This window comes from Cupriavidus sp. DB3, assembly GCF_020418465.1.
In the GTDB taxonomy this organism is placed as follows: Bacteria; Pseudomonadota; Gammaproteobacteria; order Burkholderiales; family Burkholderiaceae; genus Cupriavidus; species Cupriavidus cauae.
The window spans coordinates 283,127-306,246 of the sequence record NZ_JAIZPL010000004.1 but is presented as its reverse complement, the minus strand read 5'-3'; the positions used below and the strand labels follow the sequence as shown (position 1 = coordinate 306,246).

The 23,120-nt window shown below is 67.2% G+C and carries 24 protein-coding genes; 14 read left to right on the top strand and 10 right to left on the bottom strand.

Annotation, left to right across the window (positions count from 1 at the left end; genetic code table 11):
* Positions 1-8: 8 nt before the first annotated feature.
* On the bottom strand, positions 9-992 hold the full coding sequence (locus tag K7G19_RS14855; RefSeq protein WP_226108170.1) for a GlxA family transcriptional regulator: 984 nt from the start codon (positions 990-992) through the stop codon (positions 9-11).
* A 242-nt stretch (positions 993-1,234) separates the two neighbouring features.
* On the opposite strand from K7G19_RS14855, the gene K7G19_RS14850 reads away from it, so the two are divergent.
* Positions 1,235-1,996 carry an SDR family oxidoreductase gene (locus K7G19_RS14850; RefSeq protein ID WP_226107900.1) on the top strand — a complete coding sequence of 254 codons (762 nt, stop codon included), beginning with the start codon at positions 1,235-1,237 and terminating at the stop codon, positions 1,994-1,996.
* A gap of 52 nt (positions 1,997-2,048) precedes the next feature.
* Here K7G19_RS14850 and K7G19_RS14845 read toward each other — a convergent pair whose 3' ends face one another.
* Positions 2,049-3,695 carry a saccharopine dehydrogenase NADP-binding domain-containing protein gene (locus tag K7G19_RS14845; protein ID WP_226107898.1) on the bottom strand — a complete coding sequence of 549 codons (1,647 nt, stop codon included), beginning with the start codon at positions 3,693-3,695 and terminating at the stop codon, positions 2,049-2,051.
* A 109-nt stretch (positions 3,696-3,804) separates the two neighbouring features.
* Complete coding sequence (locus K7G19_RS14840) at positions 3,805-4,728, bottom strand: NAD(P)-dependent oxidoreductase (RefSeq protein ID WP_226108168.1); 924 nt, start codon at positions 4,726-4,728, stop codon at positions 3,805-3,807.
* 83 nt (positions 4,729-4,811) lie between these two features.
* Between K7G19_RS14840 and K7G19_RS14835 the strand changes: the two genes are divergently transcribed.
* Together K7G19_RS14835 and aac(3)-IVb are read left to right on the top strand one after the other, a co-directional pair.
* A complete protein-coding gene (locus K7G19_RS14835; RefSeq protein ID WP_149317371.1) occupies positions 4,812-5,132 on the top strand; it encodes a helix-turn-helix domain-containing protein in 321 nt (106 codons plus the stop codon).
* Positions 5,116-5,913 carry an aminoglycoside N-acetyltransferase AAC(3)-IVb gene (aac(3)-IVb, locus tag K7G19_RS14830; RefSeq protein ID WP_226107897.1) on the top strand — a complete coding sequence of 266 codons (798 nt, stop codon included), beginning with the start codon at positions 5,116-5,118 and terminating at the stop codon, positions 5,911-5,913. Before K7G19_RS14835 ends, aac(3)-IVb begins: the two co-directional genes overlap by 17 nt.
* Before the next feature lie 50 nt (positions 5,914-5,963).
* On the opposite strand, the gene K7G19_RS14825 is transcribed toward aac(3)-IVb, so the two are convergent.
* The 4 genes from K7G19_RS14825 to K7G19_RS14810 form a co-directional block, all read right to left on the bottom strand.
* Positions 5,964-6,401 carry an FKBP-type peptidyl-prolyl cis-trans isomerase gene (locus tag K7G19_RS14825; RefSeq protein ID WP_226107895.1) on the bottom strand — a complete coding sequence of 146 codons (438 nt, stop codon included), beginning with the start codon at positions 6,399-6,401 and terminating at the stop codon, positions 5,964-5,966.
* Between the two features lie 184 nt (positions 6,402-6,585).
* Positions 6,586-8,094 (bottom strand): class I adenylate-forming enzyme family protein, encoded by a 1,509-nt coding sequence (locus K7G19_RS14820; protein ID WP_149317374.1) that lies wholly within the window; start codon positions 8,092-8,094, stop codon positions 6,586-6,588.
* 105 nt (positions 8,095-8,199) lie between these two features.
* Positions 8,200-9,879 carry an acyl-CoA dehydrogenase family protein gene (locus K7G19_RS14815; RefSeq protein WP_226107893.1) on the bottom strand — a complete coding sequence of 560 codons (1,680 nt, stop codon included), beginning with the start codon at positions 9,877-9,879 and terminating at the stop codon, positions 8,200-8,202.
* Positions 9,872-10,516, bottom strand: coding sequence for a TetR/AcrR family transcriptional regulator (locus K7G19_RS14810; RefSeq protein WP_149317376.1), 645 nt, complete (start codon positions 10,514-10,516; stop codon positions 9,872-9,874). Before K7G19_RS14810 ends, K7G19_RS14815 begins: the two co-directional genes overlap by 8 nt.
* Before the next feature lie 158 nt (positions 10,517-10,674).
* Here K7G19_RS14810 and K7G19_RS25110 point away from each other — a divergent pair, with 158 nt between their 5' ends.
* From K7G19_RS25110 to K7G19_RS14800, 3 genes are all read left to right on the top strand, one after another.
* A complete protein-coding gene (locus K7G19_RS25110; protein ID WP_370639548.1) occupies positions 10,675-11,070 on the top strand; it encodes an acyl-CoA thioesterase domain-containing protein in 396 nt (131 codons plus the stop codon).
* A 24-nt stretch (positions 11,071-11,094) separates the two neighbouring features.
* Entirely contained in the window at positions 11,095-11,478 is a 384-nt protein-coding gene (locus K7G19_RS25105; protein WP_370639547.1) for a hypothetical protein, read from the top strand.
* 91 nt (positions 11,479-11,569) lie between these two features.
* Positions 11,570-11,989 (top strand): GNAT family acetyltransferase, encoded by a 420-nt coding sequence (locus K7G19_RS14800; protein ID WP_226107891.1) that lies wholly within the window; start codon positions 11,570-11,572, stop codon positions 11,987-11,989.
* 36 nt (positions 11,990-12,025) lie between these two features.
* Here K7G19_RS14800 and K7G19_RS14795 read toward each other — a convergent pair whose 3' ends face one another.
* The gene (locus K7G19_RS14795) at positions 12,026-13,102 is read right to left on the bottom strand and encodes an Ldh family oxidoreductase (RefSeq protein WP_226107889.1); all 1,077 of its coding nucleotides are present in this window, start codon (positions 13,100-13,102) and stop codon (positions 12,026-12,028) included.
* A 335-nt stretch (positions 13,103-13,437) separates the two neighbouring features.
* Between K7G19_RS14795 and K7G19_RS14790 the strand changes: the two genes are divergently transcribed.
* The 4 genes from K7G19_RS14790 to K7G19_RS14775 all read left to right on the top strand — a co-directional run bounded on the left by K7G19_RS14790 (position 13,438) and on the right by K7G19_RS14775 (position 18,100).
* The gene (locus tag K7G19_RS14790) at positions 13,438-14,538 is read left to right on the top strand and encodes a malate/lactate/ureidoglycolate dehydrogenase (protein WP_226107887.1); all 1,101 of its coding nucleotides are present in this window, start codon (positions 13,438-13,440) and stop codon (positions 14,536-14,538) included.
* Between the two features lie 187 nt (positions 14,539-14,725).
* Positions 14,726-15,652, top strand: a complete 927-nt coding sequence (locus K7G19_RS14785) for a 2-hydroxy-3-oxopropionate reductase (RefSeq protein ID WP_150083212.1) — start codon at positions 14,726-14,728, stop codon at positions 15,650-15,652.
* Between the two features lie 470 nt (positions 15,653-16,122).
* A complete protein-coding gene (locus K7G19_RS14780; protein ID WP_149317382.1) occupies positions 16,123-16,584 on the top strand; it encodes a tripartite tricarboxylate transporter TctB family protein in 462 nt (153 codons plus the stop codon).
* Between the two features lie 13 nt (positions 16,585-16,597).
* Complete coding sequence (locus K7G19_RS14775; RefSeq protein ID WP_150083211.1) at positions 16,598-18,100, top strand: tripartite tricarboxylate transporter permease; 1,503 nt, start codon at positions 16,598-16,600, stop codon at positions 18,098-18,100.
* A 159-nt stretch (positions 18,101-18,259) separates the two neighbouring features.
* Here the strand turns inward: K7G19_RS14775 and K7G19_RS14770 are convergent, their stop codons facing one another.
* Entirely contained in the window at positions 18,260-19,096 is an 837-nt protein-coding gene (locus tag K7G19_RS14770; RefSeq protein ID WP_370639560.1) for an alpha/beta fold hydrolase, read from the bottom strand.
* A 551-nt stretch (positions 19,097-19,647) separates the two neighbouring features.
* On the opposite strand from K7G19_RS14770, the gene K7G19_RS14765 reads away from it, so the two are divergent.
* Both K7G19_RS14765 and K7G19_RS14760 read left to right on the top strand, forming a co-directional pair.
* On the top strand, positions 19,648-19,917 hold the full coding sequence (locus K7G19_RS14765) for a hypothetical protein (protein ID WP_223129674.1): 270 nt from the start codon (positions 19,648-19,650) through the stop codon (positions 19,915-19,917).
* 44 nt (positions 19,918-19,961) lie between these two features.
* Positions 19,962-20,258, top strand: coding sequence for a type II toxin-antitoxin system RelE/ParE family toxin (locus K7G19_RS14760; RefSeq protein WP_149317385.1), 297 nt, complete (start codon positions 19,962-19,964; stop codon positions 20,256-20,258).
* 30 nt (positions 20,259-20,288) lie between these two features.
* Here K7G19_RS14760 and K7G19_RS14755 read toward each other — a convergent pair whose 3' ends face one another.
* Positions 20,289-21,260: a magnesium and cobalt transport protein CorA gene (locus tag K7G19_RS14755; RefSeq protein ID WP_149317386.1), complete on the bottom strand. Its 972-nt coding sequence runs from the start codon at positions 21,258-21,260 to the stop codon at positions 20,289-20,291.
* 209 nt (positions 21,261-21,469) lie between these two features.
* On the opposite strand from K7G19_RS14755, the gene minC reads away from it, so the two are divergent.
* Both minC and minD read left to right on the top strand, forming a co-directional pair.
* A complete protein-coding gene (gene minC, locus K7G19_RS14750) occupies positions 21,470-22,234 on the top strand; it encodes a septum site-determining protein MinC (protein WP_226107882.1) in 765 nt (254 codons plus the stop codon).
* A 61-nt stretch (positions 22,235-22,295) separates the two neighbouring features.
* On the top strand, positions 22,296-23,108 hold the full coding sequence (gene minD, locus K7G19_RS14745) for a septum site-determining protein MinD (RefSeq protein ID WP_149317388.1): 813 nt from the start codon (positions 22,296-22,298) through the stop codon (positions 23,106-23,108).
* Positions 23,109-23,120 lie beyond the last annotated feature (12 nt).

Genomic DNA, 23,120 nt, shown 5'->3' with positions numbered 1-23,120 from the left:
GCCGCGCACTATGCCGCGCGCAATGCCCCTGCGCCCGCAAAGCCGTCGCCGCCGCGGCGCGCCCGCGCTTCCCGTACCAGCGCCTGCGGCGGCCTGCCGAGCGAGCGCAGGAAGGCCCGCCGCATCCGTTCCTCGTCGCCGAATCCCGTTTGCGACGCGACTCTGCCGATCGAGGTCTCTCCTGCCTCGATCAGCGCATGGGCCGCCTCGAGCCGGAGCTTCTCGATCGCCTTTGCCGGCGACATGCCCGTCTGCGCCTGGAACGCCCGGCTGAAATGCCGCTTGCTCCAATGCACGTGCTCGGCAAGCTGTTCGACCGATAACGGCTCGTGCAGATGTTCGCGCGTGAAGTCGAGCGCGAGCCGGATGCGATCGGACTTGGGCTCGAGCGCAGCCAGCGTGGAGAACTGCGATTGCCCGCCCGTACGGCGGTAATGCACCACCATCATCCGCGAGATGGATTTGGCCAGCGCATCGCCGAGGTCCGCCATCACCAGGGCCAGCGCGAGGTCGATGCAGGCCGTCATGCCCGCCGACGTCCACACCGGCCCGTCGTTGACGAAGATCTTGTCCTCATCGACCTGCACCGCGGGAAAACGCTGCTGCAGTTCGCGCGCCAGCGCCCAGTGCGTTGTGGCCCGGCGTCCGTCCAGCAGTCCCGCCTCCGCCACGATGAAGGCACCGGTGCAGATGCTGGCGATGCGCCTGGCGCGTGGCGCCGCTCGTCGCAACTGCGCGATCAGCGCGGGCTCGGTGGGGGCCTGCGTCGTGGTGCCGGCGACCAGCAAGGTGTCGTAGTGCCGCCGGCCGATTGCCTGCGTCTCGATCTTGACGCGCGACGATCCGGCCACCATGCCGCCGTCGGCGGACACCACCGCAATCTCGTAGCGCGGTTGCGACGACAGCTCGTTCGCCAGCTCGAAGACGGTCAGTGCCGCCATGTCGAGGATCTGAAAGCCGGGATAGACGACCAGGGCAATGCGCGCGCTCATGATGTCCCCTTTGGAGGGTTCCGCCAATTGGATGCCGGCCATTGTAGCGGCAGGGCCGCCAATCGGCCGGCCTTTCTCCGTGTCCCTTATTGCGGTTTTCTGGTCATTTGAGCCATCTCCGGTTTCCACCAGAATGAGCTCGGACGGCAACGCATCGGGCACCGGCGGCACGGCAGGGCCAATGGGCTCCAGTGCGAGCTGCCGAATCCCCTTTGACCGATACAGCGATACAGGACATCGACATGCAACTCACCGACAACACCATCTTCATCACCGGCGGCACCTCCGGCATCGGCCGCGCCCTGGCGGAAGCGTTCCACAAGCTCGGCAACCAGGTCATCATCGGCGGCCGCCGCAAGCATCTGCTGGACGAAGTGACCAAGGCCAACCCGGGCATCGACGCGGTGGAGCTGGATATCGCCGACCCCGCAAGCATCGCGCGCGCGGCAAGCGAGCTGACTGCCCGCTATCCCGGGCTCAACGTGCTGATCAACAACGCCGGCATCATGCCCTTCGATCAGGCCGACGCCGCGATCGACGAGGCGACCATGCAGGCCACCGTGACCACCAACCTGCTTGGCCCGATCCGCATGACCTCGGCGCTGATCGAACACCTGAAGCGCCAGCCGCGCTCGGTGGTGATCCACAACACGTCGGTGCTGGCCTACGTGCCGCTTGCCAACACCGCGGTGTACTCGGCGACCAAGGCCGCGCTGCATTCCTACGCGCTGTCCCAGCGCTTCATGTTGCGCCACACCTCGGTGCGCGTGCAGGAAATCGCGCCGCCCTGGGTCAACACGGACCTGATCCAGAAGAGCGACGACCCGCGCGCGATGCCGCTCGATGCCTTCATCGAGCAAACCATGGCGGCCCTGGCGACCGATGCGGAAGAAGTGCTGGTCGAAGCGGCACGTCCGTTGCGCGACAACCCCGGCGCCGCAGAGCATGCGTTCGTCAATGGCTTCAACGAGAGCATCGCGGCCACGCCGATCCCGGTGGGCTGAGACGGTCCGGCGGCGAGCGGCGAGCTGACGATCCGCAGCCGGGCCGCCGTCGCTAGTCCAGCAGGAAGTCCGCGATCACCAGGGACCTCGCCCCCGGCTTCGGCTGCCAGTCCGTGACATGCCCGCCCAGCGGCGCCCACCAGGGCGCTGCGTCGGCGAGTACGGAACGGAAGTCCACCGCTTCGGACTCCACCACGCCGCGCCGCTGGTTCGCCAGCACCCAGCGCATTCCGGCCACCAGGCTGGAGGCGACCTGCAGACTCGTCGCCGAGTTGTAAGGTACCAGCGTGCGCGCTCGCTCGATGCCGAGGTGCGAGCCGTACCAGATGCCGCCGTATCGGCCGCTGAGCAGCAGCACGCCGAGTTCGTCCTCGCCGCTGACAATTTCGTCGCGCAGGATGCGTGCGCCGCGTACGCGCGTGGCGGTCCGGTCGTCGAGCCACTGCATCGAGGCGAGCGTGGCGGCGGTGGGGCGGTAGGCGTAGTAGACGGTGGGACGATACGGGGGCCGGCCGGCTGCATCGGCTGCATCGGCCGCACCGGCGCCCTGGGCACCATCGTCGGTAAGGTAGGCCGCGATCGAGATCGATTCGTTGTGCGTGATCAGGTAGGCGTCGAACGGTCCGTGCGCCGGCGACCATGAGCGAACGCGCGTGCGATGTCCCGGCCGATTGATCGCGATCGCCGCACCGCAGCCGTCACTGTGGCGGTAGCCGCCGGGGGGCAGCGCGGGCTCATGCGTTCCCCATCCGAGTTCCGCGTCCTGCAGGCATTCGGTGATGAAGCCCTCCGCGGACCAGGTGTTGGCGAATTCGCCATCGCGCGGGAAGCCCGGCGCTTGCTGGCTATCGTATTCGCTGATCTGGATGACCCGTAGATCGAGACGGCGTGCGAGCGCGGCCCAGCCGGCGCGATGCCGCGGTTCGACCGCCTCCAGCCCGGCATGGCCCGCCAGCTCCATCAAGGCCGCCTTGACCAGCACCGACACCATGCCCGGGTTGGCGCCATGCGCCACCAGCGCAGTCGGCAGCGTCTCGCGGCCGCGGGCGAATGCCAGCATCCGTTCGCGCAACGCGTAGTTGCTCAGCTGCGAGGCGGGGGCGTTGCCGGCATAGTCCCAAGGCTCGATGCCGGCGTCGATGTAGAAGGCACCGCGGTGCTGCGTCAGTGCGATCAGGTCGCGGCTGCAGACGGAAGGCGCCAAACTCACCAGAAAGGTCCCCGGGCGCAGCAGCGGGCCAAGGACGGGCGCGAAATTGTCCGCGGTAATGCCGGCCTCCACCGCGCGCAGATCGTGCGCCGCCACGACCTGCCGACGGCGATCGTCCAGCGAGCGATCCACCACGGTGATGGCCGCCCGTGGCCAGGTTCGCTGCAGCAGCGGCAGCACGGCCTGCCCGATACAGCCAAAGCCGACGATGACGATTTGCTCGATCACGTTGAACTCTTCCGCTCGACAACGGCGATGCCGGTCATCTCGCGCGCCAAGACCGCGCCGCAGCGGACCGAATCGGGGATACCGATCGATTCGATTCCTTATATCCAGACTGGCGAAGGCAATGGTATCGCCGCGTGCGGCCACTGCCAACGGGCATCGATTTCGCAGTGCGCGCCGGCAACCCAGCTGCCGGCCGCCATTCCGCCGGGTGATGCGTAATATGCCGGACGCATCATTGTTGCCCCGCTTCAGGTCCGGCAAGATCAGTCTCCAAGCCGGAATCGCCCGGGCTGGCGCGCCATGCACACGAGGCGGCGCGCCACGCCCGCAGCCTTGCCACAAAGAATGGAGACAGCTTGACGTGAGCGGCTCAACCGACGGACGTCGGTGCCGCCGCGCCCCTCAAGATCTTCGTCACGGCCGCGAACTCTTCGTTCGCATGTCCCGCTTCTTCCGCGTCGCGCAGCAGCTGCGCAATCAGCGCGGGCAATTCGCTCCGTAGGCCCTGACGACGCATCGCCTCTTCGATGCGCCGGGTGGCATCGACCGAGATCGACAAGGGACTCTGCGAGATCGCGAAATCGCCCTTCTCGATGACATTGCCCTCATGACGCAGGAATGCGCCGAACGAGGGAGACATCGCCTCGACGATGCCACCATAGACACCGACGTCGAGCCCCTCGGCCTGCGCCAGCGCGGCGCCCTGGAAGAAGCCCATCGACGCACCATAGACGTACGACAGCGTCGCCAGATCCATGGTGGCCGCGGCGGCAGCGTCTTCGCCGAGGTAGACGATATTGCCGCCGAGCGCCGCCAGCAGATCGCGCGCATCGGCATGTGCCGCACGGCTTCCGGAAACGAGGATGGTCGTATCGGGCTGGCCCATCTGCTCGGGCGCGACCTGGATGGCGCCGTCCAGGTAGCCGGCACCCACCTCGCGCGCCACGGCCGCCAACTCCTTCGCGTCCTGCGGGCTTCCGGTGGTCAGCTGCAACACCAGCTTGCCCTTCAGCGCCTCCTTGACCCCGTCTGCCGACAGGATGGCGTGCGTGACCGCGTAGTCGTGCACGCAGATGACGACGGCTTCGGCTGCAGCCGCCGCCTGTGCGGCCGTATCCGCGACGATGGCACCATGGCTCGCCAACGATGCGGCCTTGTCCGGCGTGCGGTTCCACACATGCACTTCCATGCCCGCCTGCAACAGCAGGCTGGCGAGTTTCGTTCCCATCTGGCCGAGGCCGATCACGGCTACCGTTTTCATCTGCGCACTCCATTCGTGTAAGCGTTGGCGCAGTATGCGAATGTACGGTTTTGATGGTCAAGTACGCACTAAAATGACAGGTACTATCCAATTGGTAAGTATTGGAGATGAATAGAATGAAACGCAGCCAGCCTTACAACTGCGGCATCGGCCCTGCTTTCGAAGTGATCGGCGGCAAATGGAAGGCGCTGATCCTGTACGAGCTGCATGCCAAGCCCTTGCGGACCGGAGAGCTTCGCCGACTGCTCGATGGCATCACCGAGAAGATGCTGATCCAGCAATTGCGCGAGATGGAGGCGGACGGCATCGTGCGCCGCGAGGTGTTTCACGAGGTACCGCCGCGTGTGGAATACTCGCTGACGCCGGCCGGCCGGGCATTGAATCGGGCGTTGGGGCCGGTCGCCGAATGGGGACAAAAATATGCGGCATCCCGATGATCCGCGCGCGTGGCAACAGGCCGAGTTGGTGACCCAGTTGCGCGCGCTCGGCGTGCCTCCGGGCGCCGTGCTGCTGGTCCACGCGTCGTTCCGCTCGATCAGGCCCGTGCAACGGGGCCCACAAGGATTGATCGAGGCGCTGCGCGAAGCGGTCGGCCCCGCCGGCACGCTGGTGATGCCGTCGTGGGGCGATGACGACGACGCGCCCTTCGACCCGGCCGCCACGCCGGCATCGGCGGACCTTGGCGCGGTCGCCGATGCCTTCTGGCGACTGCCCGACGTGGTTCGCAGCCACCACCCGTTTGCCTTCGCGGCGGCGGGACCGCAGGCGCATCGAATCACCGCGGATCCCTTGCCGTTGCCGCCCCATATTCCGGCCAGCCCGGTCGGCCGCGTGCACGAGCTCGATGGACAGGTGCTGCTGCTCGGCGTGGGCCATGACGCCAACACCACGATCCATCTGGCCGAACTGATGGCCGGCGTGCCTTACGGCGTGCCGCATCACTGCACGGTGCTGCGGGACGGCAAGCCGGCTCGCATCGACTATCTCGAAAACGACCACTGCTGCCAGCGCTTCGATCTGGTGGACGGATGGCTCAAGGAAAAGGGCCTTCAACGTGAAGGCCCCGTTGGCAATGCCGGCGCCCGCTTGATGCGGGCGCGGGACATCGTCGATGTCGTGCGGCAGCAGTTGGCTCGCGATCCGCTCGTCTTCCTGCATCCGCCTCAGGTTGGCTGCGAGGAGTGCGATGCCGCGCGGCGGTCGGTCAGCACCAAGTAGCGACCGACGTAGCGAATGACGTAGCGGGAGATGTTGCCGGAATGGCGCGTTCAACCGCCAATGCCGAGCAGCTCCACCTCGAAATTCAGCGTCGCATTCGGCGGGATCGTCCCCGGCACGCCGCGCGAGCCATAGGCGGTGCTGCCCGGGCACACCAGCCTGGCCTTGCCGCCGACCTGCATCTTCTGCACGCCCTCGGTCCAGCACGGGATCACGCGATTGAGCGGGAACGAGATCGGCTGCCCGCGCTTGTACGAGCTGTCGAATTCGGTGCCGTCGGTCAACGTGCCGCGGTAATGCACCTTGACGGTATCAGTGGCCTTGGGCGAGGCGCCGTTGCCCTTGGTCAGGTGCTGGATCGAGACGCCGGAAGGCAGGGTCTGGGCCGGTTCGGCGGCATGAGCGGCGAAGGCCAGCGCGCCGAAGGAAAGCAGCGAAGCGAGGGAAGCAAACGAAGCGAAGGAAGCAAGGATGGGGAGTCGGGTCATTGCGGTAATCCGTTGAGTCAGGGGAAGGCACAAGGATAAACCGATTGAAGCGCGGGACGGTCCGCGGTGCCGTGCGGTGCCATGCGGCGCCATGCAGCGCCTCGCTGCACGCACCACGGCAAGCACTGCCGCAGGCACCGGCAGACCGCCCAACTTCACCCGCTCCCCCCTCAAACTCGCGCGTTCAACCCGTCCGCAAGCGCTCGCGCAACTGGTACTTCATCACCTTGCCAGTCGGCGTGCGCGGCATCGCCTCGACGACGCGCACCTGCCGCGGCACCTTGTACTTCGCCAGCCGTTCGGCGCAGTATGCCTGGATATCTTCGACGTCGACGCTGGCATCGGCCTTGGCCACCACCACGGCCGCCACGCTCTCGCCCCACTCGGGATGCGGCATGCCGACCACCGCCACCTCGGAAATCGCCGGATGGCCCGCCAGCACGTCTTCGACCTCCTTCGAATAGACGTTCTCGCCACCGGTGACGATCATGTCCTTGACGCGGTCGACGATGAACAGATAGCCGTCCTCGTCGATCCGCACCAGGTCGCCGGTGCGATACCAGCCATCGTGAAACGCCGCCGCGGTCGCGGCGGGATCGCGGTAGTAGCCCTGCATCATCGACTGGCAGCGCATCCAGATTTCGCCGACCTCGCCGGGCCCGGCCTCGTGCTGCTCGTCGCGCATGACCTTGATGGTGCAGCCGCTGACCGCGTGGCGTCCGATCGAGCCCGCCTTGACGACCTGCTCCTCCGGCAACAGCGCGGTACCGGTGGGGCCGGTTTCGGTCATGCCGAAGACCTGATAGAAGCGCTCGGAGCGGTAGCGTTCGGCGAGCACGCGGGCGGTGCCGGCATCGATCGGGCCGCCGCCGTACAGCCAGGCGCGCACGCTGGACAGATCGTAGCTGGCGAAATCCGGTGCCATCTTCATCGCCATCAGGTACGCGATCGGCGCGCCGAAGAACAGCGTGCATCGCTCCTGCTGCACCGTCTCGAGAAACCGCACGGGATGATATTCGGGCAGCAGCACCACGGTGGCGCCGACGAACAGGCTGCCGACCAGCAGGTTGTTCAGCGGAAAGCTGTGCCAGATCGGCATCGCCAGCAGTACGCGATCGGAAGGACCCAGCCCATAGACGAGGCTCGATCCCGTGCCGGCGAGAATCACGTTGGCGTGCGAGTGCATGCAGCCCTTCGGCCTGCCGGTGGTGCCCGAGGTGTACAGCAGTTCGGCGAGATCGTCGGCTTCGACTCCGACTGGCCGATAGGGGTGCGCCCCGCCCTCCGGAGCCATCAGGGGCAGCCCCGCCTCATTGCCGGCGGGCGACAGCGCAAACGCCGGCGGCGCGCCGTCCAGCTGCCGATGCAGGTCGGCATCGACCAGCCACAGCCGGCTTTCGCTGTGTTCGAGGATATAGGCGGTTTCGGGCGCGGCGAGCTTGTGGTTGACCGGTACGGCGACGGCACCGATATCGAGGATCGCGTAGTAGGCGATCACCCATGCGGCCGAATTGCGGCCGTGCAGCGCGACCTTGTCGCCCTTGCCGATACCTTGCGCCTGCAGCCACGCGGCGGTGTGCTTGACGCGCCGTCGCAGTTCGTCGTAGCGGATACGCTGCGCGCCATCGACGATGGCGATATCCGACTTGCGCTGCCGGGCGACGCTGTCCAGCGCCTCATTGATCGTCCACATGGTGTCTCCTCCTTGAGGCCGTTCCTGGTTCGGCCGTTTCGTCTTCCGTCGTCTACCGTATGGCTTGCCGCTTCCTCCCCGGTGATTCCATTCAGGCCGATGCCATCAGGCGTGCGGTCGCGCCGTTCCCATCGCCAGCGCATCGACCGCGGCGGCGATGTCGCTGCCACCGGTTGCGGACAACATCGCCGACACCGTCGCCGGCACCAGTCCGTCGGCGCAGAACAGTTCGGCCGCGGCCAGCCCTGCCGCATCGCGCTTGACCCGCAGGCGCCATTCCGCCGCCTCGCCCAGCAGCACCGCCTGGTACGTGCGCGCCATGCCCCATGCCAGGCGCCGGCCTTGCGCTTCCTCCGGCGCGTTGATCATCGGAATCAGCGTGTCCAGCGCATTCTCGATCCGCTGGCGCAGGCCGCGCGTCGCATCGAGCGACAGCCCGCGCAGCCGCCGCACCACGTCCTCGATCCAGGCCTCGCCATGTTCGGAGGCGCGCAGCGCGCGCAGGACGTCGTGCGCCAGCACGGAGGTCGTGCCCTCCCAGATGCAATGCACATGCAGATTGCGGAACAGCCGCGGCAGGCCGGTGTCCTCGATATAGCCCGCGCCGCCGAAGCTCTCGAGCAGCTCGCTGCCGGCCCAGACCGCCTGGCGCGCGCAGGCCAGCTTGGTCAGAGGCGCCATCAGGCGCGACAGCGTGCCGTCGGCCCCGTGCTCGGCCGCACCGATCAGCGCCGCGGTCTGGAAATTGAGCGCGAGCATCGCCTCGTATTCGGCGGCGATGCGCGCCAGCCAGGCGCGATGCATCGGCTGCTGCGCCAGCGGCTTGCCGAAGACCTCGCGCTTGCCCGCGTAGTCGCGCGCCAGATCCAGCAGATGGCCGACCCCCGCCGGGCCGCCCCACGAGGCCCACAGTCGCGCGATATTGAGCAGGCCCGCCATCTTGCCGACGCCCTGTCCGATCTCGCCGACCGGCACCGCGACGGTGTCCTTCAGGTCCAGCTCGGCGGTGGGCAGCGCGCGCGTGCCCAGCTTGTCCTTCAGCCGCCGGACCTCGATGCCGTTCCAGCTGCCGTCCGGGCGGCGCTGCTCGACCAGGAACAGCGACAGGCCGCGGCTGCCGTCCTGCGCGCCCTCGGGCCGCGCCAGCGCCAGCGCCACCTGCCCGGTGGTGGCCGAGGTGAACCACTTGGTGCCGTTCAGCAACCACCTGCCGTCGCTCGACCGCCGCGCCGTGGTCGAGCTGCGGCCCACGTCCGAGCCACCCTCCTTCTCGGTCATCCATTGGCCCGAGGTCCACGCCTCGTGCCGGGCGGTCAGCTTCGGCACATAGCGCCGCGCCAGTTGCGGGTCGTGCTGCAGCAGCAGCCGCGCGGCGCCGTCGGTCATCACCAGCGGGCAGTCGGCCACCGCGCAGGCGGGGTCGTACAGGTTGACCAGCCCGGCCTGCACCACGCGGGAATGCTCGCCGTAGGGCGTTTCATAGGGCAAGGCGACCAGCCCTTCCTCCTGGCCGATCTGCACCAGTCGCAGCCACGCCGGATCGACGCGCAGCTCGTCGACGCGCCGGCCCCACGGGTTGTAGGGCACGTGCTGCGGCGGATTGCGTTCGGCCTGCTCGGCCAGCGGCAGCAGTTCGGTGACCGCGCGCTCGCCGAGGCGATCCAGCGAGGGGCTGGCCTCGGCGAACACCTCCACCGGAAGCAGCCGCTCCAGCGTCAGCCGCAGCGTCGGATCGGTACGAAAGCGGTTGCCGGGCTTCGGCGCGGCCTGATGGAAGTCACTCATGCCGTCTTCTCCTTGACGGGTTGGCAGCAGTGGGCTGCGGTCCAAGGGATTGCACGCAGAAGGCGACGAGGCTCGCCACCAGGTCGACGTCTTCCTCGTCCGGATGCGGCGCGCTGAGCGGCCCCACCAGCGTTTCCGCGATGGCGCCGACGATGGCGGTGCCGACCAGGTGCGGATGCTGCGGCGCGATCTCGCCCGCCTCGATGCCCTGCTGGACCAGCCTGGCGAAGATCGCGCGGTAGGGCTCGCGGAACTGCATCCGTGCCACGTCGATCGGCGGATCGACCGGCTCGGCCAGCAGCGCCCAGGCCAGCTGGCGCCCGCGCAGGGCACGCCGCGCAAAGGTCTCGACCACCCGCGCCAGCCGCTCGCGCACGGTGCCTGCGGTGTCGAACGCGGCTGCGCAGGCGTCGATCTCGGTCTGCGCGGCGCGCTTGAACACCTCGTTGAACAGATCCGCCTTGGTGGCGAAGTAGCGGTAAATCAGGCCGGCCGAGATATCGACCTCGGCGGCGATGGCCGGAATGTTGGCGGCGGCGTAGCCGCCACGCGCGACCAGCTTGAGCGCGGCCTTGATGATGCGCTCGCGGGTTTCCGCCAGGCGGGCTTCGACTTTGGGGGTTCGACGGTAGGGCATGAAAGAAGTATCTATGCTTTCATTTCTTCGTGCAAGGTTGAGATTCTGGTTGTAGACTCGGAAAAAATTCGACGGAAAGAACGAATGCACGCGCATTCGGTTCCGCGGCTGGGCACGCCAGTTGGCCGTCGAAACCGTACCGATCCGGGAGGTGGCCTGTGGCGTCGCAGAATGAGCTGGATCCGCACAGCGTATTCGCCTATGTCGGCAATCGCATCCTGCCGACGGCGCTGGCGCGTGGGCCGTGGAGTCCGGATGCGCAGCACGGCGGCGCGCCGGCCGGCCTGCTGGCTGCGATCGCCGAACGCGCGATGGCCGACGAGCCGGGATGGTCGATGGTGCGGCTGACGCTGGAATTGCTGCGGCCCGTACCGATCGCGCCGCTGCAGGCCACGCACGAAATCCAGCCGGGCGGCTCGGTGCGGCGCGTGGCCTTGAGCCTGATGCATGAGGACAAGCCGGTCGTGCGCGGCGTCGCGGTATTCATGCGCGAACGGGCGATCGACCTGAGCCCGGCCGCCGCCGCATGCCCGCTGCCGCTGCCGGACCAGTGAAGCGAGCCGATCCGCATCCCGGGCATGGTCGAGCAGACCTCGTTCCACTACACGGCAATGGAGAGCCGCGTGGCGAGCGGCAGCGTCGCCGAGCCCGGCCCGGCCGCCGCGTGGTTCCGCTTGGCAGTGCCGCTGATCGACGGCTGGCCCACGCCGCCCAGCGCGCGTGCGGTGGCCGCCGCGGACTTTGGCAACGGCATCAGCTGGGCACTGCCGCTCGATCGCTTCGTGTTCGCGAACGCGGACCTGAGCGTCTCGCTGCACCGGCCGCCGCAGGGCGAATGGGTCGGCGTGGATTCCGTCACGGTCGCGCAGCCGAGCGGCATCGGGCTGACCACCTCGACGCTGTACGACGAAGCCGGCGCGATCGGCGTGGCGCAGCAGAGCCTGCTGATCAAGCAGCGATAGATGGTTGCCGTGGCCGCCATGGTTGGGGGCCGCGCGCGAGCGGGCGAAGGGGACGCTACACTGGGCGTTTCCCGGCAACCGCTGAACGCCCATGCAAATACGCACCTACCGCGAGTCCGACGAAACCGAAGTGGTATCCCTGTGGAAGCACTGCGGCCTCACACGTCCATGGAACGATCCGCACCGCGACATCGCGCGCAAGCTCGCCGAACAGCCGGAGTTGTTCCTGGTGGGCGAAGTCGACGGCAGGCTGGTGGCGACCGCCATGGTCGGCTATGACGGCCATCGCGGCTGGATCTATTACCTCGCCGTGCATGGCGATTTCCAGGACCGCGGTCATGGCCGTCAGTTGATGGCCGAGGCGGAGAGGCTGCTGATGGAACGCGGCTGCCCGAAGCTGAACCTGCAGGTCCGCGCCGGCAACGAAGCCGTGCTCGCCTTCTATCGCCAGCTCGGCTATGCCGCCGATGCCACCGTCACCCTGGGCAAACGGTTGATCCCGGATCACTGAGTCCGCCGACCGAGCCCGACAACCGAGCGGCCGGGCTCAGCCCATCCGCTCCGGCATGTCGGTGCCGAACTTCCGCAGCCACGGCTCCAGCTGCGGCACGATGCTCGGGTTCAGCGCAACGCCTTCCTCCAGCTGCCTGGCCTTTCTGTCGAGCGCGGCCCAGCCCGGCAGCCGGACCTGTTCGACGCCTGGCCGCGGCGGGTTCTGCGCGCAGGCATCGGCGATCCAGCCCATCTGGTGTTCGAACGCGTCCTCCCCGGCGAATGCCTTCGGGTCGAGGATCTGCAGAAAGACCGTATTGCCCCAGCGCTGGCCCGGGTCGTCGCGGCCGTGCCCTGCCAGCCCCGCGGTCAGCGCCTCGACCATCAGCGACAGCGCGTAGCCCTTGTGTCCGACGTCCAGGCCGCCGAGCGGCAGGATCGAGCCCTTGTGCGGCGCCTGCAGGACGGCGGGGTCGTCGCTGGGCTCGCCGTTCTCGTCGATCAGCCAGGCGTGCGGCAAGCGCTTGCCTTCGCGATAGAGGCGCGTGGTCAGACCGACCGTGGTGATCGACGTGGAGACATCGATCAGCGCGGGCCCGCGCGGCGTCGGGATGCCGGCCGCCATCGGGCTCGGCGAGAACAGCGGCCGTGTGCCGCCGAACGGCGCGACCATCATCGCCGCCGGCGCCGACGAGTACAGCAGCATCATCAGGCCCTGCGAGGTCGCGCGCTCCAGATAGGCCGCCAGCGCGGCGATATGGTGGCTGCGGCGGATGGTCACGGTGCCGGTGCCGTACGCCTTCGCCTTCTCGATCGCGACATCGAGCGCGCGCAGGGTCAGCCACGGCCTTGGCAAGCGCTTGCCGTCCCAGGTGGCGACGGCCGCGCGCTCGGAAATCACCTCGTAGTCCCCCGCCACCTGCATGCTGCCGCTCTCGATCTCCGCCAGATAGACCGGCAGCAGCTGCAGGCCGTGGGTGTCGTGGCCCATCAGGTCGCCTTCGACCAGGATGTCGGCGACATCGCCGGCGCGATCGATCGGCATGCCGGCGCGCGTCAGCAGGGCGACAGCCATATCGCGCAGCGCGGCCGCGTGATAGCGGGCGCGAACTTCAGAAGATGCGTTGGTCATCGGGCTTTCCTCGTATCGGTCGTCGTCTATCGTCGTGTACCAGTCGTCTATCGGTCGTGTATCGGTCGTCTATTCGCCGCCTGTCAGGCTATCGATCTTCCATCGCTGGTCGCGTGCGCCGGGCGATGGCGCGCCGCTGACGCGGCCCGGAGCGCGCTTCTCCCGATGCATCGGGGACATGCCATACACGCCATTGTTGACCAGCACGACACGACAGCCAACCTCGAGTCCGAATGACGGACCGGTTGGCATGCGACGCCCGGATACCCCATCATTGACCGCTGAACTCGCGCGGGAGCCCACGGCTCTCTTCACCCACCTCGCATCCCGAACCCATGACCGAACATCACATTGCCCCTGCCTCCCTGCATCGATGGGTCGTCGACCTGTGGCGCGCCGCCGGCTCCGACGATCGCGAGGCGCAGCTGACCGCCGACCATCTGGTGACGGCGAACCTGACCGGCCACGATTCCCACGGCGTCGGCATGATCCCGAAGTACGTGCAGTCCTGGCTCGGCGACCAGCTGCAGCTGAACCGGCGCGTCAGCGTGCTGCAGGACACCGGCAGCATGCTGAGCCTGGACGGCAACCGCGGCATGGGACCGGCGGTGGCCGAGGAAGCGATGGCGCTCGCCATCGCGCGGGCCCGCGAGCACGGCGTGGCGGTGATGGGACTGCGCCAGTCGCACCATCTGGGACGGGTCGGCCATTGGGCGGAACAGGCGTCCTCCGCGGGCATGATTTCGATCCACTTCGTCAACGTGCTGTCCAAGCCGATCGTCGCGCCGCATGGCGGCTATCAGGCGCGCTATGGCACCAATCCGTTCACGATCGGCGTGCCGGTCGCCGGCAAGCCGCCGCTGGTGATGGACTTCGCCACCAGCGCGATCGCGCTGGGCAAGGTCCGCGTGGCCCACAACAAGGGCGTGGCGGTGCCGGCCGGCTGCCTGCTCGATGCCGACGGCGCCGCGACCGAGCTGGCCTCGGTGATGTATCCGCAGAACGGCGAGCCGCAAGGCGCGCTGCGGCCCTTCGCCGAGCACAAGGGCTATGCGCTGGCGGTGATGTGCGAGCTGCTGGGCGCGGCCGTGACCGGCGGCCATACGGTCCGGCCCGAGACCCTGACGCATCCGCATGCGATCTGGAACAACATGCTGGCGATCGTGTTCGATCCGGAGCGCCTCGCCGGCAGCACCAGCTTCGGCGCCGAGCTGGAAGCGTTCGTCGACTGGCTGAAGTCGTCGCCCTTGCAGCCGGGACACGATGCGATCCGCATGCCGGGCGATCCCGAGCGGGAACGCCAGCACGCGCGCGCCGACGGCATCCCGGTCGACGGCGGCACGCTGGCGCAGCTGGACGATGCCGCGGCGCAGGTGCAGGCCAGGTGCGGCGCATCGCCGGGGCCGCTGTCGCGGCTCGTGATGGATCCCGCTTGAGCGCCTGCAGGCGATGTCGCCGCGCCATGGCCCGGCAGCATCGGCCGGTGGCATCGCTGAAGGGTATCGCTCGGAAGTATCGCCCGGCGTATGGCCCACAGGGCGTATGCTGGCGCTGGTGCCGGACGCGCCAGCGTACGATGCTGGACGGAGCCGGCGGTTCCCGATCGATCGATGAGGCAGACAGATGAGCAATATCGGATTCATCGGCCTGGGCGTGATGGGCGCGCCGATGGCCCAGCATCTACTCGAAGGCGGACATACGCTGTACGTCCATAGCCGCAGCGGCCCACCCCAGGCGCTGCTCGATGCCGGCGCGCAATCCTGTGCGAACGCGGCCGAGGTCGCGCGGCAGGCGGAGATCGTCATTCTGATGCTGCCGGACACGCCCGACGTCGAACGCGTGCTGTTCGGCGACAACGGCGTCGCGGCGGGGCTGTCCGGCGGCAAGGTGGTGATCGACATGAGTTCGATCTCGCCGATCGAGACGCGCGAGTTCGCCGGACGCATCGAAGCGCTCGGCTGCGACTATGTCGATGCGCCGGTATCGGGCGGCGAGGTCGGCGCCAAGGCCGGCACGCTGTCGATCATGGCGGGCGGCAAGCAGGCCGCGTTCGATCGCGTGTTGCCGCTGCTGCAGCTGATGGGCAAGAACATCACGCTGGTCGGCGGCGTCGGCGACGGGCAGATCGCCAAGGTCGCGAACCAGGTCATCGTCGCGCTGACGATCGAGGCGGTCGGCGAGGCGCTGGTACTGGCCGCGAAGGCCGGGGCCGACCCGGCGCGCGTGCGGCAGGCGCTGATGGGCGGCTTTGCCAGCTCGCGCATCCTGGAGGTGCATGGCGAACGGATGATCCGCCGCACCTTCGATCCGGGCTTTCGGATCGCGCTGCATCAGAAGGACCTGAACCTCGCGCTGTCGACCGCCCGCAAGCTCGGCCTGAGCCTGCCCGGCACCGCGTCGTGCCAGCAGCTGTTCAATGTCTGCGAAGCGCTCGGCGGCGAGGCCTGGGACCACTCGGGGCTGGTCCGCGCGCTCGAACACATGGCCGACTTCGCCATCGGCGATACGCCCGCTTCCGCGAGCGGTGACAGCGCCGGGCGCGGCGCATAAGCAGCGGCAACAGCAGCAACGGCGGCGGCAACAACGCGGACCACGCCGGCCAGGGACGGCTCGCGCCGCCGCGCCTGGCCGACTGCGTGGATCGCGTGGATCGCGCCACCAATGCCCGCTGCAATCGGGCCAAACCCGCATGCATGCCCCCGCACCTGACCCGGCACCGGCACGGTGAATTTCTCGGGAATTACCCTTGTTTGCGTTCAAATACATCACGCCATGATGTATCTTTCGTAGCCATCGACGGTTCCGCACCGTCGTGAGGGCGCTGGTCCCGGTCCGTCACCGGGACTTCCGCCAGCCCTGACCTGCAGCCGCCCTCGCCACGACGAGGGTCGCCTGCCGTCGCCGCGCCGGCATATGGGCCCGCGCGCCGCGACATTCCCGAGTGCCATCGCGACAAGCCTGCGCCAAGACAGGCGGGGATGGCTGTTCCGTTCACCGTTTCGAATCCTGCGGGCGCCATCATGCGAATACGCAAACAAACCGATTTCTTCTCCGGCCTGATGTTCATCGCCGTCGGCCTCGGCTTTTCCCTGGTCGCGCGCGGCTACACCATGGGCACCGCGGCGCGCATGGGGCCCGGCTACTTTCCGTTCTGGCTCGGCATCGTGCTGGCGCTGTTGGGCGCGGTGGTGACGATCGGCGCCATGTCACCAAAGGGCGAGTCCGACCGGCTCGCACGCTGGGACCTGCGCACCGTGCTGTGGGTGCTCGGCTCGGTGGTGCTGTTCGGCCTGGTGCTCAAGCCGCTCGGCATGGTGCTGTCGGTGATCCTGCTGGTGCTGATCGCGTCGATGGCCAGCCACGAGTTCACCTGGCGCGGGGCGCTGCTCAATGCCGCGGTGCTGGTGGTCATCAGCCTGGTTGCCTTCGTCTACGGCATCAATCTGCAAATGCCGGTGTGGCCGGCTTTCCTGTCGGCTTGAGGAGGCCCGCGCTATGGAATTGCTCAACCATCTGGCGCTGGGGTTCTCCACCGCGCTGTCGCTGCAGAACCTGGCCTATGCGCTGCTGGGCTGCGTGTTGGGGACGCTGATCGGCGTGCTGCCGGGCCTGGGGCCGCTGGCGACGATCGCGATGCTGCTGCCGATCACCTACACGCTGCCGCCGGTGGCGGCGCTGATCATGCTGGCGGGCATCTACTACGGTGCGCAGTACGGCGGATCGACCACCGCCATCCTGGTCAACCTGCCCGGCGAGTCGTCGTCGGTGGTGACCACGCTGGACGGCTACCAGATGGCCCGCAAGGGCCGCGCGGGCGTAGCGCTGGCGACCGCGGGGCTGGGTTCGTTCTTTGCCGGCAGCGTCGCCACGCTGATCCTGGCCGCGTTCGCGACGCCGCTGTCGGAGCTGGCCTTCAAGTTCGGTCCCGCCGAGTATTTCTCGCTGATGGTGCTGGGCCTGATCGGCGCCGTGGTGCTGGCGTCGGGCTCGCTGGTCAAGGCCGTGGCGATGATCGTGCTCGGCCTGCTGATCGGCCTGATCGGCACCGACGTCAATTCGGGCGTGGCGCGCTTCTCGTTCGACGTCCCGGAGCTGACCGACGGCATCAACATCACCGGGCTGGCGATGGGCCTGTTCGGCTTTGCCGAGATCATCGTCAATCTGGAGCAGCGGGAGTCGCGCGAGACCTTTACCGACCGCGTGACCAACCTGTTTCCGACCAGGGAAGACTTCAGGCGCATGATTCCCGCCGTGCTGCGCGGCACCGCGCTCGGCTCGGCGCTGGGTGTGTTGCCGGGCGGCGGCGCGTCGCTGTCGTCGTTCGCGGCGTATTCGCTGGAAAAGAAGACCTCGAAGCATCCGCACGAATTCGGCAAGGGCGCGATCGAAGGCGTGGCCGGACCGGAATCGGCCAACAACGCGGCCGCGCAGACCTCGTTCATTCCGCTGCTGACGCTGGGCATTCCGTCCAATGCGGTGATGGCGCTGATGGTCGGCGCGATGACGATCCACAATATCCAGCCCGGCCCGCAGGTGATGACCAGCAACCCCTCGCTGTTCTGGGGCCTGATCGCTTCGATGTGGATCGGCAACCTGACGCTGGTGATCCTGAACCTGCCGCTGATCGGCATCTGGGTCAAGCTGCTGAAGGTGCCGTACCGCTTCCTCTATCCGGCGATCCTGACGTTCTGCTGCATCGGCGTCTATTCGGTCAACAACACCGTGTTCGACGTGTTCGTCGCTGCCGCCTGCGGGATGATCGGCTATGTCTTCATGAAGCTGCGCTGCGAGCCCGCGCCGCTGCTGCTCGGCTTCGTGCTGGGGCCGATGATGGAAGAGAACTTCCGCCGCACGCTGCTGCTCTCGCGGGGCGACTTCCATGTGTTCATCGAGCGGCCGCTGTCGCTGGGCCTGCTGGTCGCGGCCGCCGCGCTGGTGGCGGTGGTGGCGCTGCCCGCGGTCAAGGCCAAGCGGGAGGAGGCGTTCCAGGAGGAATAGCGAAGGGGCGGGGAGCGGAGAGCCGCGGCTTGTTTGCCGACGGCGTGGGCTTCATGCGGCCGTTTCCCTTTCCGCTTTCCTCTCCGCTTCTCTTCCTCCCTGCCCTCTCCCGCCAAACGGAGAGGGCACCCGCTCATCAGCTTGACGGAACGCACCCCACTACGCTGCGTTCCACACCCGCCCCAGGAAGTCCCGGATCAGCGGACATACCTGCGCGAAATGCGTCTCCAGCAGCCAATGCCCGCCGTCGGTCATATGCAGTTCCGCGCGCGGCAGATCGCGCAGATAGGCACGGCCCGCGGCCTCGGGCATATAGCCGTCATGCGGCCCCCAGAGAATCAGCGTGGGTGGCTGGTGTTCGCGCAGATAGGCCTGGTAGCGCGGGAACCAGTCGAGATTCGCCTTCAGCCCTTCCATCAGCCGCACGGCCACTTCGCGCCGGACCGGTGTGTCCATCAGGCGCCAATGCAGCGTCCATAGATCGGGCGACAGTCGCGGCACGTGTTCGGACCGGATTTCGCCGATGAACTCGTCGCGAAAGCCATGCTCGCTGGCGGCGGCTTCGAGCGGCGCGCGATTGGCCGGCGACGGGTCGTCCCAATAGCGCCGGATCGTCTCGTACTTGGGCCCGAGCGCGTCCTCGTAGATGTCGCCGTTCTGCACGATCAGCGCGGCGATCCGCTCGGGGGCGCGGATCGCGAGCCGCAGTCCGATCTGGGAACCGTAGTCGTGCAAGTAGAGCGCGTACCGCTTTAAGCCGAGCGCGTCGGCGAAGCGCTGCAGAAAGGCCGCGTAGGCGTCGAAGTCGTAGCCGAACTGCCCGAAGTCCGGCGTATCGCTGTAGCCGAATCCCGGGAAATCCGGCGCCACGGCGTGCCAGCGGTCGGCCAGCGCCGGCAGCAGACGGCGATATTGATAGGACGAGCACGGGTAGCCGTGCGGCAGCAGGATCGCGGGTGCGTCCTTCGGTCCGGCTTCGCGGTAGAAGACGCGCATGCCGTCGAGGTCCAGCGTCCGGTGTGCCACGGCGTCCTGGCGTCCGGCAATTTCCGCGGCCCCCGACGTGGCGGCCGCGGACAAATCGTGCGGATCGTTCATCGTCGCTCCTCCGAAAGATGGATTCGCACGAGGAGGCAAATTGCGTTCCGACGCCTGGCGCCGCGCGTTCGCCGCTTGTTCCCCCTTGTTGTCCCTTGTTCCCCGCTTGTTCCCCGCTTGTTCCAGGCCTGTTTGCCGCTCGTTTGCCGCTCGTTTGCCGTCTTTTCGCCGTCTTTTCGCCGTCTATGCGCTGCCCTGCCCTGCATCGCTGCCATCGCGAATGTGCAAAGCGCGCAGTTTTTGCGTGACGCGTGCGCCTCCGCGCGCCAAATGCAAAAGCCACGGGCCGTCCCCGAAAACGATCGAGCGCCGCGCTCGTAACATGCCCTTCCGTTGTTCACCACACGGGCAGCTTGCGCGGACCCGGCCACCACCATCGCAACGTCGCGCCCCGGCACCGGGGGTGGTGGCCGGTTTTTTTTCGGAGTACCTGGGTATCCCACCCAGCCATGTTCAGCCACGATATGAATTCAAGTACTGCACGACTCGGCGGCTTTATACTGCCCCGCATGAGCGACGCAAGTTCTCCCCTTCAGCCCAAATTCAAGAGTGCCGAAGAAGCAGCGGAATATGACCGCTGGTTCCGGACCGAGGTTGAAGCCGCCATTCGTGCGGCCGATTCGCCCGACGCCACCTTCATTCCGCACCGGGAAGCAATGGCGCACATCCGCACCCGCTTGCTCAAGATGGGTGCCGCCGGGTCCGACAAGCCCCAGTAACGGCCCGCCCCTTCCCTGTCACGATTACCAGTAGAAGCCAGGCAATGCCTCGGGTTCATTGGCTCGATTCCGCGCTTGCGGACCTCGATACCATCCTGTCCCATATCGCCGAGCACAATGCCCAGGCAGCATATTCGCTATACGAGGACATTGACCGGATGACGGCTGCCCTGCCGGATCGTCCGTATCTATATCGACGCGGCCGTGTCAGCGGCACCCGGGAGCTGGTTATCCATCCGAACTACTATGTGGTTTATCGGCTCGTCAACGCAGAGATACAGATACTTCGTGTCATGCACTCTCGCCAGCAGTATCCAAAGCGGGTGAAACGTTCGACCTGAGCGGGCAGCACTGCATAACAGCGACTTGGATCAAACCCACCCCGCCCGATGCAGCTTGCGCCAGAGCGCCGTGCAGGCCAGCGCGGTGCCGGCGACCACGGCCGGATAGGCGAAAGGCAGTTTCAGCTCCGGCATGAATTCGAAGTTCATGCCGTACAGGCTGAATACCACCGTCGGGATCGCGAGAATGGCACCCCAACCGGCGAGCCGCTTGACCACCTCGTTCTGTCCCACCGTGACCAGCGCCAGATTGACCTGCACCGCGGTCGTCAGCATTTCGCGCACGACATCGAGCGTTCTCAGCAGCCGGCTGGCGTGGTCCTCGACGTCGCGGAAATAGGCGCGCAGATCCTTGGGCACCAGTTCCTCGTGCAGGCGGATCAACTGCCCGCACATCTCCTCGATCGGATAGACCGCATTGCGCAGCCGCAGCACCTGCCGCTTGATGTGGTACAGGCGCTCGATCGCGTTCCGGTCGAACTGGTCGCGGAACAGGCCCTGCTCGAGCTGCTCGAAGGTGTCCTCGAGCCCGTTGACGATCGGCATGTAGTGATCGACCACGAAATCCATCAGCGCATACAGTACGTAGCCGGGCCCATTGGCGAGCGCGTGCGGCTCGTGCGCGCAGCGATCGCGCACGGGGGCGTAGGTGCTACTGGCCCCGTGGCGGACCGACACCACGTAGTTGGGGCCGACGAACAGATGCGTTTCGCCGATCTCGACGTTGTCGCCGACCAGCTGGGCAGTATTGAGAACGATGAAGACGCTGTCGCCGTAAGCCTCCAGCTTGGGGCGCTGATGGGCGTTCAGCGCGTCCTCGACCGCCAGGTCGTGCAGACCGAACTCGAGCTGCGCCTGGCGCAGCAGCGCGAGATCCGGTTCGTACAGGCCCAGCCAGACGAAGGTGTCCGGCGTCTTCAGTACCTCGCTGATGTCCTCCAACGAGACCTCGCCCAGCCGCTTGCCGCCGCGGTAGGCCACGCAATTGACGATCGCACCCATGAATGCTCCTCGGTCAGGATGCGCAATCGTAACAAGCGGCGGCGCCGGTGAAGAACGAAGGCCGGCCTTGCGGCGAATCCGTCGGTCCCCTGCGGCCCCTGCCGCCCCGCGCAGCAAAACATCGCGCCCTGCAGGTCACCTGATCGACAATTGTTACAGTTAGCCGGGAAGAGGCAGTTAGAATGCGATATTTCCACGCTTACCCGGCTATGTCCCAGAAGAAATCGCCACACTTCGAGCTGCGTAGTGGCAACGTCGACGCCCTCCTTCTTGCGCTCCATACCGCGGATACCTCGGCGCTGCGAGACGATCTGCTGTCGCGCTTCGAAGCGACCCCCGATTTCTTCTCGAACGATGTCATCGCGCTGGACCTGCGCTCTCTGGAAGACGGCCAGCGCCCGGAACTGGGCGCGGTAATCGACACGCTGTCCACGCTGAAGGCCCGCGCGATCGGTGTGGTGGCGCGCCAGGAGCAGCACGACTGGGCCCAGGCCTGCGGGCTGCCGATGCTGGACAGCCAGAGCCGCCGCGGCAATGGACGTACCGGCGCCGCGCGCGAGGCCGAGCCGGCCGCTGCCGCCAGCGAAGCCCCCGCTCCCGCACCGGCACCCGCACCGGCACCCGAGCCGCCGCGCGCCGCCACGACGCTGCTGATCGACAAGCCGCTACGCTCGGGCCAGCAGATCTACGCGCACGGCGACGTCGTCATCATGGACGTGGTCAGCTTCGGCGCCGAGGTCATTGCCGAAGGCAACATCCATATTTACGCCCCGCTGCGCGGCCGTGCGCTGGCGGGGGTCAAGGGCAATCCGGACGCGCGCATTTTCTGCACCTGCCTGGAGCCCGAACTGATTTCGATCGCCGGCATCTACCGGACCGCCGAACAGAGCCTGCCGCCCGACGTGCTGGGCAAACCCGCGCAGGTCCGGCTTGCCGACGAAACCCTGATTCTCGAGCCGCTTCGCATGAAGTGAGTCCGGCCGAGTCCCGCAACATCGCAGCGCAAGCTTCAACCCTATTACTGGACCAAGAGCCATGGCAAAAATCATCGTTGTGACCTCCGGCAAGGGAGGCGTCGGCAAGACCACCACCAGCGCGAGCTTCGCCGCCGGGCTGGCCCTGCGCGGCCACAAGACCGCCGTGATCGACTTCGACGTCGGCCTGCGCAACCTCGACCTGATCATGGGTTGCGAGCGCCGGGTGGTCTACGACCTGATCAACGTGGTGCAGGGCGAAGCCAATCTGCACCAGGCGCTGATCAAGGACAAGAAGTGCGAGAACCTGTTCATCCTGCCGGCCTCGCAGACCCGCGACAAGGAAGCGCTGACGCACGAAGGGGTCGAGAAGGTGATCAAGAACCTGATCGACATGGACTTCGAATATATCGTCTGCGATTCGCCGGCCGGCATCGAGACCGGCGCGCTGATGGCGATGTACTTCGCCGACGAGGCGCTGATCGTCACCAATCCGGAAGTCTCGTCGGTGCGCGACTCCGACCGGATCCTGGGCATCCTGGCGTCCAAGACCAAGCGCGCCAGCGAAGGCGAGCCGATCAAGGAACACCTGCTGATCACGCGCTACAACCCGAAGCGCGTGCACGGCGGCGAGATGCTGTCGCTGACCGACATCCAGGAAATCCTGCGCATCAAGCTGATCGGCGTGATTCCGGAGTCCGAGGCCGTGCTGCACGCCTCGAACCAGGGCACGCCGGCCATCCATCTGGAGGGCACGGACGTCGCCGACGCCTACGGCGACGTGGTGGACCGCTTCCTCGGCAAGGAAAAGCCGATGCGCTTCGTCGATTATCAGAAGCCGGGCCTGCTGTCGCGCCTGTTCGGCAACAAGTAAGGAGGGCTCATC